Origin of the sequence: Streptomyces griseofuscus (assembly GCF_014673495.1) — a bacterium.
GTDB lineage: Bacteria > Actinomycetota > Actinomycetes > Streptomycetales > Streptomycetaceae > Streptomyces > Streptomyces murinus.
This window is the reverse complement of the sequence record NZ_CP051006.1, coordinates 200,581-214,313: the sequence shown is the minus strand read 5'-3', so window position 1 is coordinate 214,313 and position 13,733 is coordinate 200,581. Positions and strand designations below refer to the sequence as shown.

Here is a 13,733-nt window from a genome sequence, read left to right as displayed (position 1 = left end):
ACCCATGGATGTCCGCACCTACGACACAGTCGGCGCGCTGCCCGGCGCCGACTGGGACTCTCTCACGTCCGGGTCCACCATCTACTCGACCGCGGGCTTCCAGGGCGTACGTGAGGAAGAGCTTCCGCCCGGGGCGCGGGCCCGGCGCGTCACGGCCCATGACGCCCAGGGCGCCATGGCGGCAGGCCTCGAGGTCTACACGTTCGCCCGGCCTCCGCACGCGCTCTACACGCCCGCCGATCTGCTCGCCGGACTCGTCGACGAGGAGCGCCGCGCGGCGGTCGCCGCGCGGCCCCTGGCGATCGGCGCGGGCTGGTCCGAGTTCCGGGGCCAGGTCGTCCACCACCCGGACGCCGGGCCCGAGCGGCGGGCGGCGGCCGTCGAGGCCCTGACGTCCGAGGCCCTGGCCTTCGCCGGGAAGGCAGAGGCGTCCGTCCTCGCCTACTACTACCTTCCCCGCGAGGACGCGCTCGATCTCGCCCGCGCCCACGAGGATGCCGTCGTCCTCTTCCACGACGTGGAGACGGTGCTCCCGGTCGGCCTCTGGGAGGACCTGGAGGACTACTACGCGTGGCTCCCCGCGAAACGGCGCCCCCGTGCCCGGCGTGAGGTGCGCACCTTCCGCGAGAGCGGGCGCACCGTGCGCGAGGTGGCGCTGCCCGAGGTCGTGGAGCGCATCGCCCCCCTCAACAGCGCGCTGATGCGCAAGCACGGCCATGACTACGGGGTCGCCAAGGCGGCGGAGGTCTACGGCAGGCAGGGACGGCACCTGGGGGAGCGCAGCACCCTGCTGCTGGCCGAGGAGGGCGAGAACCCCGTCGGCTTCGCCCTGCGCTACCGCCACCAGGACATGCTGTACGCCCGGGTGGCCGGTTTCGACTACGGCTACGAGAACAAGGCGGACTACTTCAACCTGGTCGTCTACCACCCCATCGCGCAGGGGACGGGCCGGTCCACCCGGGCCATCCACCTCGGACTCGGCACCTTCGAGGCCAAGCTGAGCCGGGGTGCCCAGCCGGTTCCCCTGTACACGGTGCTCGTGGGCGTGGACCGACCCCTCGGGGCAGACCCGGACGCCGTGCGGGAACGCAACCGCGAGGAGACCGAGGCGTTCGGGGCCGCGTACGCGCGGCACGTGGTGGGCGGAGTCGACACGAAGGACTGGCAGCTGTGAAGACGCGTACCGCGCCGCGGACCGAACGGTGCGCGAGGAGGCCCCGGCCATGACCGAGACCAGGCATCTGACATCGATCGGCGACATCGCACGCGACACCTGGGACTCCCTGGTGCCCGCCTCCTGCTTCTACCAGAGCCACGGCTGGCTCGCCGGGCAGGAGCGCCCCGACTTCGCCGCGGCCACCTACACCGTGGTGTCCTCGGACGGCAGGCTGCTCGCCGCCACGCCGTCCTACGACTTCCCCGCGAAGAACGCCCCGCCCCTTCCGCCGGTCGCCGCCGACCGTGCGGTCCTGCGCGTCGGCACCCGCACCGGCTACCACAATGAATTCCTGCTCGCCGGAGCGGAGGCGGAACGGCGGGCCGCCCTGACCGAGTTGGTCGAGGGCCTGGCGGACCACGCCGCCCGGCTCGGCCGCGACGCCCTCCTCTTCGACTTCCTCACCACCGACAGCCTGCGGTCGCTCGCCGCTCTGTTCCCGGTCCGGGCACAGCTGCGCAGCGCGGAGGCCGTGATCCACAACGAGGAGGGCACTTTCGAGTCGTACCGCCGACTGCTCGGACACAACGTCCGCAAACGTGACTACGAGGTGCGCAAGTTCGAACAGGCCGGGCTCTCGCTGGCGACGGCACCCCTGTCGGAGTGCGTGGACGAACTGGCGCCGCTGATCGGCCAGACCATGGACCGGTACGACGCGTCCCTGGACCTGGCGGAGATCCGGGCGTTCCTCAAGGTCCAGGCCGAGCACCTCGACGGCCTCAGCACGGTCTTCCGTGTCGTCGACGAGGAGGGCGGTCTGGTCGGCGGGCATGTCGCCTTCGCCTGGCGGGAGATGCTCTACGCCCGGGTGGCCGGGTTCGACTACACCCGCACCCGGGGCGCCTACGAGTACTTCAACGCCGTGTACTACGGCCCGCTGCGGCACATGGAGCGGCGCCGGCTCGACACCCTGCATCTGGGCCTGTCGGCGGTAGAGGCCAAGGTCAGGCGCGGGGCGCGGCTCCATCCGGTCTGGGCGGCGGTGCTGCCGCTGCCGCTGGTCCGGGGCGCGGGACTGACCCGCGACACCGCCGCCGACCAGGCCCTCGCCGACTCGCTGCGGGCCGAGGCCGGCGGCGGAATGGACGAGGCGGAGTGGGAGCTCGGCCGGATCACCCCGCTGTGACCCGTACGACGGACTTCGCGGGGTGACGCGCCTGCCGACCGGTACGGCACCCCGGGCGAGCCTCGGCCCCGGGACCCGCGTGGGTCCCGGGGGCCGGAGCCCTCATCCCCCGGCGGGCCAGAGGGTGGGGCAGAACTCCGGGTCCGCGTAGTCCGGTTCGCCGGACGGGGTCCGCCGTACCAGGACGTCGTGCTTGTACGGCTGCTGGCGGCCGTCGGAGTTCCGGTAGTGCCGGTAGGCGTTGGACCCGTCCTGGAGGTGGAACGAGATCGCGCGGCGGGGGTGCGGACTGCGGTTGGGCCCGCTGCCGTGGTACAGGAGGCAGTGGTGGAAGGTCATATGACCCCGCGGTATGTGCACGGGCACCCGTTCGACGGTGGCGCCGTTGCGCTCCGCGTCTCCCTCCAGCAGGTATTCGCGGGCCACGTCGGCGGGATCGCCGGCCGGTCGCTCGGCGCCGTGGCGCCGTTCCCACCGGTGGCTTCCCGGCACCATCGTGATGGTGCCCGCCTCTTCCGTGCAGTCATGGAAAGGGATGAAGGCGGTCAGCATGTTGTCGGAGGAGCAGGTGGGCCAGAAGTATTTGTCGAAATGCCAGGAGACAATGTTCGACGTTTCTTCCGGGGCCGCCGGCTTGTAAATGAGAGTCGCCTGGAAGGTGCGTATCTCCGGAGTTCTCGCCAATCGTGCGGCCACGGCTGCTACGAGGGGTTTACGGAGAATTCCAGCGATGGTCTCGTCCCGGTAATGAATGTAGTCGCTGTTGCGTTGGATCTCGCCGTCGGCGGCGGACCAGTCGGCCAGCCGGTCCGGTCGAACAGGTAGTTCGCGATCCCTGTGACCTGCGTAGAAGCGCTCGCTGGCTTCGGTCAGAGCCTCGGTCTCCGCGTCGCTGAGGAGCTTCTGCGATAGATACCAGCCGTTTTTCTCGTAGCGCAGGACATCCTCGTCCGACGGCAGCAGCTTTAATTCTTCCTCTGTCAATACCGAATATTCCGACACCGTATCCTCGTCTCTCTGGACGTCTGTCGAACCGTCGGTCCGCAACGCACTCTAGCGTATGGGTGAGGCGTGTGCTAGGTTCATTTTCAAATTGGTGCGATCGAAGGACGAGATGGCGATCCTAGACGACGAAATCCGAGTTCTCCTCAAGGAGAACAGGGATTTCCGAAACGTATGGACAGGGGAGTCCGCCGCCCACTTCGGGGCCCAGCTGACCAACTTCCTGCTCCCACTGGTCGCGGTGACCGCCCTGCACGCCAGCGGTACCGAGGTGGGCCTCATCTCCGCCGTGCAGTTCGTCCCGGTCGTCCTGTTGTCGCTGGTGGCCGGGATGGTGGTCGACCGCCACCCGCCCCGCCGTACGCTGGTGCTCACCAGCCTGGTGCGGGGCGCCGCGCTGGGGCTCCTCGGCCTCGCCCAGGCCGCCGGGGGGCTGACGGCCACTCAGGTCGTGGCGGCTGCCGCGGTCATCGGCACGGCCACCGTCTTCTACGAGGTGGCCTACCAGTCCGTCCTCCCCAAGATCGTCCCGGTGGACGCCATCTCCTCGGCCAACGGACTGCACCAGGCCACCTACTCCATCAGTCAGCTCGCCGGCCCCTCGGCGGCGGGCTTCCTGGTGGGAAGGGCGGGGCTCTCGTCGACCTGTGCCGTCACCGCCGCGCTCTTCGCGGGCGCGGCGTTCAGCGGATCACTCCTCCGCGGCGTCAAGGCCCCCGGGGTGCCGCGGCAGTCGGCACTGCGCTCGATCGGTACGGGGCTGCGGTACACCTGGTCCCTGCGGCCGCTGCGCGACCTGTGCACCCAGGCGGGCCTGTCCAACCTGCACGAGCAGTGCTTCCTGACCGTCTTCCTGGTCTTCGCCGTCCGCGAGCTGGGCCTCGACGGCACCACCATCGGCGTGGCCATCGGCATCGGCAGCGTCGGCGCGCTGGTCGGCTCGCTGGTGGCCGCCCGCATCGGCGCCCGGTTCACCGTGGGCAGGGCGCTCACCTGGGGCGTGGTCCTGGCCGCCGTGGGCCTGCTCCTCGTCCCCGCCGTCGCGGTCTTCGACCTCGGTACCGTCGTCCTGGTGACCCTTTTCGCCCTCGCCTTCGTCGTGAACGGCTTCGGAGTGGCGCTCTTCAACGTCTTCGCGGTGAGTCTGCGCCAGACCATCCCGCCGGAGGACCAGTTGGGCGCGGTCACGGCGAGCTACCGGCTGGTGGCCCTCGGGACGCTGCCGCTCGGTGCCTTCGCCGGTGGGGCGCTGGCCGACGCGCTGGGGCCCGGCCGGGCCATCTGGATCGTCGGGGCCTCGTACCTGTGCGTCTCCTTCTGGCTGATGTTCTCGCCGCTGCGCTCCGCCACCACCCTCGAACAGGCCCGTGTGCTGGGCGAGGGGTCGCGGACCGCGGACACCGCCGGTGAGCGGCCCTCAACCTCCTGACCGGCCGCACGCCCGCCCCGCATCACCTCCCGCCCCTTTGCCCGGACACAGAGAGAGAAACGACGTGGCTGTTGAGCGAGATGTCCTGATCTACTCCAAGCGCTTCGAGGGCGGCGTACGCCTCGTCTCGCGCATGCTCTCGGACATGGGACGCCGCCCCGTCCTGGTCTCCGACGAGCCGAAGGACGTCAACCGCGATCACTGCGCGGCCCACATCGTCGTCGACTGGGAGCAGGCGAGCTTGGCGGAGCTGGTGGCGGCGGTCGACGCGGCGGGCGTGGAGCCGACCGCCGTCGTCAACTTCGTCGACTCGCTGATCTCCTGGCAGGTGCGTACGGCGCGGCACTACGGGCTGCCGGGCGGGGAGCGCGGCCGGGAGGTTCTGCTGAGCAAGGCGCGGGTGCGGGCGGCCATGACGGAACGGGGCCTGTCCTCGCTCCCGTTCGTCGCGGGAACCGTCGCCGCCCTGGAAGTCGAGGCGGTCACCGCGTACCCCGTCATCGTCAAGCCCGATCAGGACTCGGGTGGTTCACGGCTCGTCCGCCGCGCCGAGAACGCCGTGGAACTCCGCTCCCGCCTCAAGGACCTGGCCGACATCATGGGCCCGGACACCGACGCCATCGTGGAGGAGTACATCGACGGCGTCGAGTTCTCGGTCGACGGTCCGGTGCTGGAGGGCCTGTTCCACCCGCTCTTCGAGGTCGAGAAGACCGAGCACGACAACCAGCGGCACCACGACGCGGGACTCCTCATCTCGCCCCCGCCCTCCGCGCACGTCCGGCAGGCCGTGCGCGATCTGTCGGAGCGGATCGGGACCCTCTGCGCCTCTCTGGGCCTGGAGGGCAGCTGGTTCCATGTCGAAGGGCGGGCGCGCGCGGACGGCAGCTGTGAGCTGGTCGAGATCAACCCGCGTCCCGGTGGCCGGATGTACCGGGCGGCCACCCAGCGGACCTGCGGGGTCGACCCCATCGACATGTCGGTCCGCATGGCGCTCGGCGAGCGGCTGGACGACGCCCTGGCGGGGGCGACGCGCGGCGGGGGCGAGTTGCTGGCCATGCTCCCCTTCGAGGCCGACCGGGTAGGCACCCTGGTGAGCGCCACCCCCGTCGAGGAGCTCAAGCGGATCCCCGGAGTGGTGGACGGCTATCTGTTCGACAACTTCCGGGTGGTGACGATGGAGCGGGAGAACTTCTTCGCCGAGGCCATGATCATCGCGGAGGGCGTCGCCGATCTCCATGAGATCGCCGAACAGGTCCGCTCGGTCTTCACCTTCACCTTCGAGTGACCCGCGACGGCGGCATCCGGCTCATGGCCCGGACGGGGCCCGCCGCTCGCCGCTGGGGGTGACGGGCGCGGCATAGCAGTGCACCGTCACCGTCTCGGTGGGGCCCCAGCGCTGGTCGACGGTGTCCAGCAAGGTCCACCCCAGCCGTTCGTACAGGGCCACGGCCGAGGTGTCGGACGTCAGCACGTCCAGGACCGGATGGCGCCGTCGCCGCCGGGCCTCGCCCGCGGCCCGCTCCATCAGCAGGGCGCCGACCCCCCGGCCGCGCAGCGCGGGGGACACGAACAGCCGGCTGATCACGGCGGTCGCCTCGACGGGCGTCCCGGCCCGGCGGCTCCACAGGCCCGGCGCCCGGTCCTCCACCCCGCCCTCGGACAGGCCGACATGACCGACGATCCGGCCCTCCAGCTCGGCCACCCAGGCGGCGAACAGGGCGGGCCGGGCCAGCCAGTCACCGGGACGCTCGGGCCAGTTCTCCGGGTAGCCGTCCCGCTTGTGCACCTCGGCCAGCAGCTCCACGCAGGCGTCGAGATCCGCGTCCTCGCGCCGCCGTACACCGCAGCCGGAAGCCTCTTCCGTCATGGGCCGCACCGGTTGTTCCACCCCAGAATGAAACCACGGCGGGACCGCTCTCGCGTGGCGGCGACGAACCGGGGCCGAACCCACGCCGACTCGAACGAGCCGCCCGCCATCAGGGGCAACTCCGCGCGCGCCGCGGCCAGGTGCGGGTGGTCGGCGTCGGGCAGTTTGGCGTAGGCGCCGGTCCAGGCCCAGATGTCCCACAACACAAGTCCCAACACCTGTGTCTCATCTCGCCCCGGCGCCGAGTCCCCATATGCCGGGCACCCTGCGCTCGGAGCACACAGGCAGGAGATGGCGCGTGCTTGCAGCAGATCTCCCCATCGGGGACAGGACCAGGCACTACCGCGGCGGACGACGGCAGGACGCCGTTGCCGGGCTGGTGGGCATCAGCCCGGATTACCTGTCCCAGACCGAACGCGGGCTCAAGGTGCCGTTGCTGCCGATCCCTGTACGCCCTCGCGCAGGAGCTCGGCGTCCCGGCTTCCGCACTGCTGTCGGAGTAAGAGCCCACGGCGGAGGCGAGTATGGACACGGCCGAGGCCGCGGTAGGCCGCGCTCTGCTCGGGTACGGGCCCGTGTGCAGCAGTGGACCGGTGGGGGCGGCCGTGCTGCGGCACCGGGTTGAGGCGGCGTGGACGAGCTGGCAGACCGCCGGGGACCGATTCACGCAGGCCGCCGTGACGCTGCCCACTCTCGTGGCCGACGTCGAGCACGCCGTCCGCGCGGCGCGCGCTGGCACGGATGAGGTTGAACGACGGGCTGTACTGCGGTCTGCAGCCGATCTGTACTGCCTGCTCCGCTCGTACCTGCGTCGCACAGGGCGTGTCGACTTGGCGCCTCTCGCCGCGGACCGGGCCGTGCGCGCAGCCGAGGACGCCGACGATCCACTGCGCATCGCTGCCGCCCAGTGGAAGCTGGGCCACGTCCTGCTCGCCGCGGGGCAGCCGGTCGAGGCTGAGGAACTGGCATTGCGCGCCGCTGAGCAAGTCGCCGTCGCCCAGATGCCGGAGGTGGAGCGGACGGCCATGGGTGGGGCGCTTCAGCTCGTCGCGGTGGTTGGGGCGGCTCGGCGCCGGCGGTGGTGGGAGGCGCGTGAGCGGCTGAGGGAGCGTGCGTCGCCGGCGGCGCGCGCTGTGCCCGATAGCAGCAACATCGCCTGGACGGTGTTCGGGCCGACCAACGTCGCGTTGCACGCGCTGTCGATCAACCGCCGTACCGATGTTTCCCGAGGCCGTTCGTCTGCGGCCCCGACACCCGCACCGGTCCGGCTCCGAGACCCGCTGCCCACCGGCACCGCCAGCAGGTCGTCCAGCACCGCCCGCTGTCCCGGCGTCAGCATGCCGCGCAGGCTGTCCCACAGCCGCTGGTTCGCCGCCTCCCGCACCGACGCCACCAGCCGGGCCACTGTCGTCATCCTCGACAGCAGCACCCGCCGCTCGCGCAGCCACCCCACCGCCGCGTCGAACAGCGCCTTCGGCCCCTCGCCGGTCGTCCGGGCTGGCGCGTCACCCACGCCCGCACCTCGGGCTCGACCTCGGCGAACTCCCGGAACTCCAGCAGCCGCCGCAGCTCTCGCACATGGTCCAGCCGGGTGTTCTCCCGCTCGCTGTACGCCTTGAGCACCGGGGCGTCCTCGATGTCCAGTTGCTCGGCAAGGTAGTTGGCCACTCCCAGCGGGATGTCGGTGGGGTCGTTCAGGAACATCCCGAGGTAGCGCACGGTCGTCAGCTGGGCGGCGAAGCCGATCCTGTTGTGCGAGCGCCGCTTCGACTCGACCAGCTCCCGGTCCGTGTCGTCCAGGAAGAAGAACCGCTCCAGCTCGCGCGGGCCGGTGCCCCCCACCGGAACGCCGCGTGCCCCGAGGCCTGCTCATCCGTCAGAAATCCGACCGGCACCCCGGACCCCCAGACAGTTGATCAACACGACCGCCAGAGGTTCGACCACCACGGAAGCACAGGTCGACGGGCTCCGGAGAACGGGGATGGCTTAGCATCGGTTTCCGTTCCGATGTTCCTCAACCCCCGACCTGGGATCTGGGGCCCGGTCTCTTGCCTGCGTGACGGCTGGGGGCGTCTGTGGGGCGGACTCTCTCGGGTTGCGTATGGCCGGGAGAGGTTTGGGGAGACGGTCGAGCCGCGTGTACAGGGCCCGCATGAGGCGGGCGCGGCGCTGGACGCAGCAGGCCCGCGGTTCACCAGGCGGACTGCGCCGCTACGGCGCCGGTCAGTAACCGATCTTGTAGAACTCCACCGGCCCGTAGTCGTAGAGGTTGAAGACACCGCTGGTCGCTCCCACGATCATTTCCACCGAGCCTCCGTCATGCCGGGTGCCCCGCACGGAGATGTGGACCGGCGTCTCATCGCACCAGGCGCTCTTGTAGTGCCACGTTCCGTTCCAGTTCCTGTAGCCGAAGGTGACGGACTGGCGGGTGGCGGCACCGTGTGAGCAGTAGCCGTCCAGCTCTCCGTCGATCGTGTAGTGCTCGGGGCCGTCAGGACTGACGATGCCATTGAAGGTGACGTCGTACTTCGTGTTGCCCCAGCCGTCCTGCTGGACGTACCACACGTGCGCCGGCAGTGTCTGGGCGCTCGCCGGTGCAGCGGAGGCCATGGGCAGGAGGGCGACAGCGGCCATCGCCGCTGCTAGCCCGGCGGCGCGGCGGCGAGAAGAAGCGCGAAGCATGTGCGGTCTCCTTACAGCGAGGCAAGCAGGCCGAACGGCCAGCCCGACAACATCCTTCCGTCATGTGCCGGCCTTCGAGGAAAAAACCTGTATCAGAACCAATGTGAGTTAAAAGGTATATCTATGTAAATAAGGCGGCGCCCCTCGGCGATTGACGCCGAACCAGATCAGCCGGTCTCGCCTGCTGTGCTCGGCTACCAGGAACACGGCCCGACCACGTCAGTCGCCGACCACCTGAGGAGGCCTGCCCTGCTCTCGCTTCACATCACTGGTGAACACCCGGACGCCGGTGCGGGCTGTCGGCATTTCGGCCGGGAGCCCGCATGTTGCGTCGGGGCGGGGGTCAGCTGGGCTGGTCGCCGGTGTAGCGGTAGATGTCTCCCGCGCTGTTGACATGCCACGCGTTGCCATCGGCGCCGGCCGTGATGTCGGTGGCGGTGCCGGGGATCTCGATCCACGGGTTGGTGCCGCTGGCGTCGAAGTTGGTGTACCGGTAGACGTCGCCGGCGGAGTCCACCCCCACACCGTCGTCCTGGACCCTGCTGAGATCGCCGCGAGGCCGCCCGCGACCTTCACCCAATCAGCCATGAAACCCAGCTAGGGCCTCTCGTTTGGATCTTGCCGGGCTGATCCGGCCTGATCCAAACGAAGGACCCTAGTGGTCGCCCGGCACAGGTGCGTCAGCTGTACACGAGGAGGTAGTCGCATGTGCTCGTGCCGTCGTGGATCGACGTGTCGCTGTTGAGGACGTAGAAGGCACCCGCGAACCCGGCGGCGGTCATCTTCGGGACCACGATGATCGTCTGGTCGGCCATGTTCAGCGAGTTGGGGCGGACGACGTTCGTGTAGAGCAGGCCGAAGAGGTTGTCCTGGAGGTTGGGGAGCCGGAGGATGCGGTACACGCGGTCGCCCGCCGAGCCCGTGACGGCGGCCTGGTTGGCCGGGTTCGCCCACTGGGAGGGGGACGTGGCCATGCGGCCCTGCGACTCGAGTTCCTGGAGGCGCAGCTGCGTGCTCGCCCGGACGCCGGCCATGTGGATGTGGAGCTGATTGAAGCGGCGGGCGGTCTGTGAGTTGATGCCCAGGCCGATGTTCGGGTACTGCACGGGGACGTCTCCGCCGCTGCGCGCGTTCTGCCACGCCTCGTTCCAGTAGTTGGGCGGCCCGCTGGTCACGAGGAACGGGCACTCGATGCCCGTGACCCGGCACGTCGGCGACAGGAGATAGTTGTGTGTCGTCTCCGGCTGCCCGTGCAGCACGACGTAATTCGATGTCACCTTCAGGCAGTCCGGCTTGGGCTGCGGCGGCGGGGGGACGATTCCGCTGGTGCAGTACTGGACGTCGTGCCACAGCGGATCGTTGTCCGTGGGCCGGCCGCAGATGCCCTGGAGGCTAGTAGGCGGGCACGGGCTGGTGCCGCCCGGGGGAGGCGTTGTGGGGCACGAGTCGGAGGTCGGACCAGCATCGAGACCGCTCGCCGCCGCAGCGGAACCGCCGACCGTCGCGGCCGCGCCCGTCAGGACCGTCGCGGCACCGAGGGCACCGGACAGCGCGACGAATTGACGCCGGGGGAATTCCTTCGCATCCTGCTGGTCATGCATTTCTGATCTCCGATGGAGTGGGCGCCGACGGGGTTTTTCGCAGAATATGTGCCGGAAATTGATTTGCGGTGACTCCACCCGTCGGCTGAATGAGTGAGCGTGTGGAACCTCCACCGGGCGCGGCACCCGGATCGCCCCGGCTGACCGCGTGACCTGGACGCCGGCCCGGTCTCGCCCGCTCCCCCCGCCTCTGCGGCCGCATGGACGTCCATGAGCGGCTACTCGCTGCGGTCATGGACGACCTGCATCAACTAACTGATCATTTCAGAATGCCGTTTGGCCGGGTGGTTGCGCGCTGCGAGGATGCGTTCTCGGCTGAGTGGTTGAGGACGGGGCAGGTCGTGATGCAGTGGCAGCTTCGGCAGGGTGACAACCTGCTCGGTGAGCTGAGTGAGTACGGCTATGACCAGCCGTTCTTCTTGGGCGATTCGTGCCGGGGCCGGGATGGGAGAACGTGAGGCCCTTGTTGGAGGCTTTGGTGGCTCTCAGGGGTCCTGATCCTGATAGGCCTCGGACTGTCGCAATGGTGAAGCCATTGCTCGACTTGGACCTCACGGTGGAGACAGGGTCCGCGCAGGGCGCGTCCTCGACTGGGACAACCGCATCCACACCCTGCCGGAGCCAGAGGAGAGTCCCGGCCTGCACCGGCACGTACACGAGCCGCGTCACGCCACGGTCGCCGACATCCGCCACCGACACGGCAGCATTTACCGGCTGATCCTGCCCGCAGACGACTGCTACCGGATATGAAGCCAAAAAGAATCCTTCCCTCATTCGCGCTGGGCCCGCTCGTTCCGTAGATTATGAAGGCGCGTCGGACATGGCGGGTTCGGCGCCGTGCTCACCAGTGGGTCCTTGTCCCCGACAGCAAGTGTGCGCACGCGGTGATGCACAAGGGCAGCGGGTGGACGAAGTGCAGCGGGCGCTACACCGCCCCGGGGCTCAAGTGCGTGCATGACGGCCACAAGGAGACGTACAACACCCAGGTGACCCTTCAGGTCGAGTACCGCGGACGCTTCAGCACGCCCGGAATCGCGGACTCGCACAACACCGTGATCGACTGCTGAAAAGCCCGCTCACCCGTAACGGCCTGCCGAGCGATTCGACGGGCCGTTACCGGTTTCAGTCGCACAGATGAAAGGCAGACAGCGAGCATGCATGTTCACTTTGAAGCCGTGGACCCCGAGAAAATGATCAGGTTCTGGGGCAGCATCCCCGGCCATGGCGCATACAGCGTCGGCCAAGCGGAATCTCCGGCAGTGCTGCCGGTCGTCACCGTCCTCGTCGGAGCGCTCGCCGAACAGGTCCAGACGCTGACCGCCAAGGGCGCCTCTCTCGTGGAACTCCACGACGGCGTCGAAGCCCTGATGACCGATCCGGAAGGCAACAGGTTCAGAGTGGTACTCGACCCCGACCACGAAGCATGACACCGCCTGCCCCAGGCAAAGCCCGGCCTCCTCGGCGACGCAGGGCAGAGCGGGAAACGCAGGAGACCACGTGCCCGGCAGCTCGGATCTGGCATGGGAGAGGAGGTCACTTGCCCGAAGTGCCAGGCCGGCCCGAACTCCCCGTGCACGCCCCACGGCCCGCACCACGAGCCAGGTGAAGTGGTCGAAGCAAGGTGTTCTCAACACCCGCGCAGCGACGACCCCGACCGTACGGCGGACGCTTGGCGCCGGCGGCCGCCCCGCCGGGGAACTGCCCCGTCCCACCGCGTAGGTGGACCGAATATCGCGGCCAGGGCGGCACCGCCCGCACATGCCAGACCAGAACGTACGCAGCCGCGTCGGAGTGCACTGCACACCACGCACATCTGTGCACCCGGCCGCGGAGGGTAGCGAAACCGCCGGGAGGGGGAGCATGTGGTTGGCCGCTGGTCGTCCGTGAGGGGTCGTCATGGGTTTTGTCCGCCGTTCGGTGCCGCCGGTGCTGCTGTCCTGCCTGCTGCTGACGGGTTGTTCGTCCGCGTCGCCATCCGGGTCGGCTGCCTCGGGCAAGGGCGGTGCGCCGGCGGCGGGACCGTCCGGCACGGGTGCACCCGCAGGGGCGGCGAAGATCCCGGTGGGTGCGGGGCCGCAGAAGACGTACACGGTGCAGCGACAGCCGGCCGCGGGCAGTTGCCGCTATCGGTACGAGAAGGGCGAGCCCCGTGAGGACCCCGCGTGCACGCCGGGCGCCACTTCGCCGGCGGTGACGCAGACGACGTTGGCGTCGACGATCTGCCGTAGCGGCGGCTACACCAAGGGCATCCGGCCCCCGGAGACTGTGACTGGCCAGGAGAAGCGCGCGAACGCCGCCTCCTACAAGTACACCGGCCGTCTCGGCGACGCCGAGTACGACCACCTGATCTCCCTCGAGCTCGGCGGTGACCCGAACGACGCCCGCAACCTGTGGGTCGAGCCCCCTGACCCCGCGCACAGGGCCGGCTCGGGCGTGAACAACCGGAAGGACCCGGTGGAGTCGAAGCTGCACACCGCGGTCTGCTCCGGGAAGGTGACCCTCCGCGCCGCGCAGCAGGCCATCGTCAACGACTGGACGACTGCGTTGTCCAAGCTGGGCCTGCCCCCGTCCTAATCGCCCCGACGGCCTGGGTGATCGACGACGTGTCGCTGCCCGAGGACGGAAGAATGTCGGTCGCCGTGGCCCCGCGGTACTGCGGGGCCACGGGCAAACGCGCCAACTGCCAGGTCGCGGTCAGCGTCCACGCCGCCGGCGACACCGCCTCCTGCCCGCTGCAGTGGCGGCTGTTCCTGCCCAAGGAGTGGGACGCGGACACCGGCCGCCGCACCATCAGTAGACGACAGAACCTA

16 protein-coding genes and 1 pseudogene are annotated in these 13,733 nt (G+C 69.6%); 9 read left to right on the top strand and 8 right to left on the bottom strand.

The features are described 5' to 3' along the window. The first annotated feature begins 4 nt into the window (after positions 1 to 4). Together HEP81_RS01065 and HEP81_RS01060 are read left to right on the top strand one after the other, a co-directional pair. Entirely contained in the window at positions 5 to 1,174 is a 1,170-nt protein-coding gene (locus tag HEP81_RS01065) for a GNAT family N-acetyltransferase (protein ID WP_037663793.1), read from the top strand. A 49-nt stretch (positions 1,175 to 1,223) separates the two neighbouring features. Continuing rightward, the gene (locus tag HEP81_RS01060; protein ID WP_037663792.1) at positions 1,224 to 2,342 is read left to right on the top strand and encodes a hypothetical protein; all 1,119 of its coding nucleotides are present in this window, start codon (positions 1,224 to 1,226) and stop codon (positions 2,340 to 2,342) included. Positions 2,343 to 2,444: 102 nt separating this feature from the next. On the opposite strand, the gene HEP81_RS01055 is transcribed toward HEP81_RS01060, so the two are convergent. Continuing rightward, a complete protein-coding gene (locus tag HEP81_RS01055) occupies positions 2,445 to 3,344 on the bottom strand; it encodes a phytanoyl-CoA dioxygenase family protein (protein ID WP_037663805.1) in 900 nt (299 codons plus the stop codon). Positions 3,345 to 3,456: 112 nt separating this feature from the next. On the opposite strand from HEP81_RS01055, the gene HEP81_RS01050 reads away from it, so the two are divergent. Together HEP81_RS01050 and HEP81_RS01045 are read left to right on the top strand one after the other, a co-directional pair. Continuing rightward, positions 3,457 to 4,773, top strand: a complete 1,317-nt coding sequence (locus HEP81_RS01050; RefSeq protein ID WP_037663791.1) for an MFS transporter — start codon at positions 3,457 to 3,459, stop codon at positions 4,771 to 4,773. 64 nt (positions 4,774 to 4,837) lie between these two features. Continuing rightward, the gene (locus HEP81_RS01045; RefSeq protein ID WP_051850717.1) at positions 4,838 to 6,058 is read left to right on the top strand and encodes an ATP-grasp domain-containing protein; all 1,221 of its coding nucleotides are present in this window, start codon (positions 4,838 to 4,840) and stop codon (positions 6,056 to 6,058) included. 21 nt (positions 6,059 to 6,079) lie between these two features. Here the strand turns inward: HEP81_RS01045 and HEP81_RS01040 are convergent, their stop codons facing one another. From HEP81_RS01040 to HEP81_RS01015, 7 genes are all read right to left on the bottom strand, one after another. Then, complete coding sequence (locus tag HEP81_RS01040) at positions 6,080 to 6,640, bottom strand: GNAT family N-acetyltransferase (RefSeq protein ID WP_051850725.1); 561 nt, start codon at positions 6,638 to 6,640, stop codon at positions 6,080 to 6,082. Continuing rightward, a complete protein-coding gene (locus HEP81_RS01035) occupies positions 6,637 to 6,858 on the bottom strand; it encodes a hypothetical protein (RefSeq protein ID WP_037663790.1) in 222 nt (73 codons plus the stop codon). The genes HEP81_RS01040 and HEP81_RS01035 overlap by 4 nt, the downstream gene beginning before the upstream one ends. Positions 6,859 to 7,679: 821 nt before the next feature. Then, entirely contained in the window at positions 7,680 to 8,153 is a 474-nt protein-coding gene (locus HEP81_RS41065) for a DUF4158 domain-containing protein (protein ID WP_243279248.1), read from the bottom strand. After that, positions 8,051 to 8,482 carry a DUF4158 domain-containing protein gene (locus HEP81_RS01030; protein ID WP_037663785.1) on the bottom strand — a complete coding sequence of 144 codons (432 nt, stop codon included), beginning with the start codon at positions 8,480 to 8,482 and terminating at the stop codon, positions 8,051 to 8,053. Before HEP81_RS01030 ends, HEP81_RS41065 begins: the two co-directional genes overlap by 103 nt. Positions 8,483 to 8,863: 381 nt before the next feature. Beyond that, a complete protein-coding gene (locus HEP81_RS01025) occupies positions 8,864 to 9,274 on the bottom strand; it encodes a hypothetical protein (RefSeq protein WP_037663784.1) in 411 nt (136 codons plus the stop codon). Between the two features lie 391 nt (positions 9,275 to 9,665). After that, positions 9,666 to 9,845, bottom strand: a complete 180-nt coding sequence (locus tag HEP81_RS01020) for a tectonin domain-containing protein (RefSeq protein ID WP_051850716.1) — start codon at positions 9,843 to 9,845, stop codon at positions 9,666 to 9,668. A 157-nt stretch (positions 9,846 to 10,002) separates the two neighbouring features. Further along, a complete protein-coding gene (locus HEP81_RS01015; protein ID WP_078967783.1) occupies positions 10,003 to 10,923 on the bottom strand; it encodes a CDP-diacylglycerol diphosphatase in 921 nt (306 codons plus the stop codon). 233 nt (positions 10,924 to 11,156) lie between these two features. Between HEP81_RS01015 and HEP81_RS01010 the strand changes: the two genes are divergently transcribed. The 5 genes and pseudogenes from HEP81_RS01010 to HEP81_RS42535 form a co-directional block, all read left to right on the top strand. Next, complete coding sequence (locus HEP81_RS01010) at positions 11,157 to 11,381, top strand: hypothetical protein (protein WP_157854670.1); 225 nt, start codon at positions 11,157 to 11,159, stop codon at positions 11,379 to 11,381. A gap of 429 nt (positions 11,382 to 11,810) precedes the next feature. Then, positions 11,811 to 11,990: a hypothetical protein gene (locus HEP81_RS01005; protein ID WP_037663783.1), complete on the top strand. Its 180-nt coding sequence runs from the start codon at positions 11,811 to 11,813 to the stop codon at positions 11,988 to 11,990. A 108-nt stretch (positions 11,991 to 12,098) separates the two neighbouring features. Continuing rightward, complete coding sequence (locus HEP81_RS01000; RefSeq protein ID WP_154821632.1) at positions 12,099 to 12,350, top strand: VOC family protein; 252 nt, start codon at positions 12,099 to 12,101, stop codon at positions 12,348 to 12,350. A 469-nt stretch (positions 12,351 to 12,819) separates the two neighbouring features. Continuing rightward, on the top strand, positions 12,820 to 13,497 hold the full coding sequence (locus tag HEP81_RS00995; RefSeq protein ID WP_037663781.1) for a hypothetical protein: 678 nt from the start codon (positions 12,820 to 12,822) through the stop codon (positions 13,495 to 13,497). After that, positions 13,398 to 13,709 (top strand): annotated as a pseudogene (locus tag HEP81_RS42535) (transposase); the annotation flags it as partial. The gene HEP81_RS00995 and the pseudogene HEP81_RS42535, both read left to right, overlap by 100 nt. Positions 13,710 to 13,733 lie beyond the last annotated feature (24 nt).

Excerpts from the sequence above, each read along its gene's own strand:
- HEP81_RS01040 (WP_051850725.1), bottom strand. The coding sequence starts at position 6,640 with ATGACGGAAGAGGCTTCCGGCTGCGGTGTACGGCGGCGCGAGGACGCG.
- HEP81_RS01010 (WP_157854670.1), top strand. The coding sequence starts at position 11,157 with ATGGACGACCTGCATCAACTAACTGATCATTTCAGAATGCCGTTTGGC.
- HEP81_RS01060 (WP_037663792.1), top strand. The coding sequence starts at position 1,224 with ATGACCGAGACCAGGCATCTGACATCGATCGGCGACATCGCACGCGAC.
- HEP81_RS01015 (WP_078967783.1), bottom strand. The coding sequence starts at position 10,923 with ATGCATGACCAGCAGGATGCGAAGGAATTCCCCCGGCGTCAATTCGTC.
- HEP81_RS01065 (WP_037663793.1), top strand. The coding sequence starts at position 5 with ATGGATGTCCGCACCTACGACACAGTCGGCGCGCTGCCCGGCGCCGAC.
- HEP81_RS00995 (WP_037663781.1), top strand. The coding sequence starts at position 12,820 with ATGGGTTTTGTCCGCCGTTCGGTGCCGCCGGTGCTGCTGTCCTGCCTG.
- HEP81_RS01025 (WP_037663784.1), bottom strand. The coding sequence starts at position 9,274 with ATGGCCGCTGTCGCCCTCCTGCCCATGGCCTCCGCTGCACCGGCGAGC.
- HEP81_RS01005 (WP_037663783.1), top strand. The coding sequence starts at position 11,811 with ATGCACAAGGGCAGCGGGTGGACGAAGTGCAGCGGGCGCTACACCGCC.
- HEP81_RS01050 (WP_037663791.1), top strand. The coding sequence starts at position 3,457 with ATGGCGATCCTAGACGACGAAATCCGAGTTCTCCTCAAGGAGAACAGG.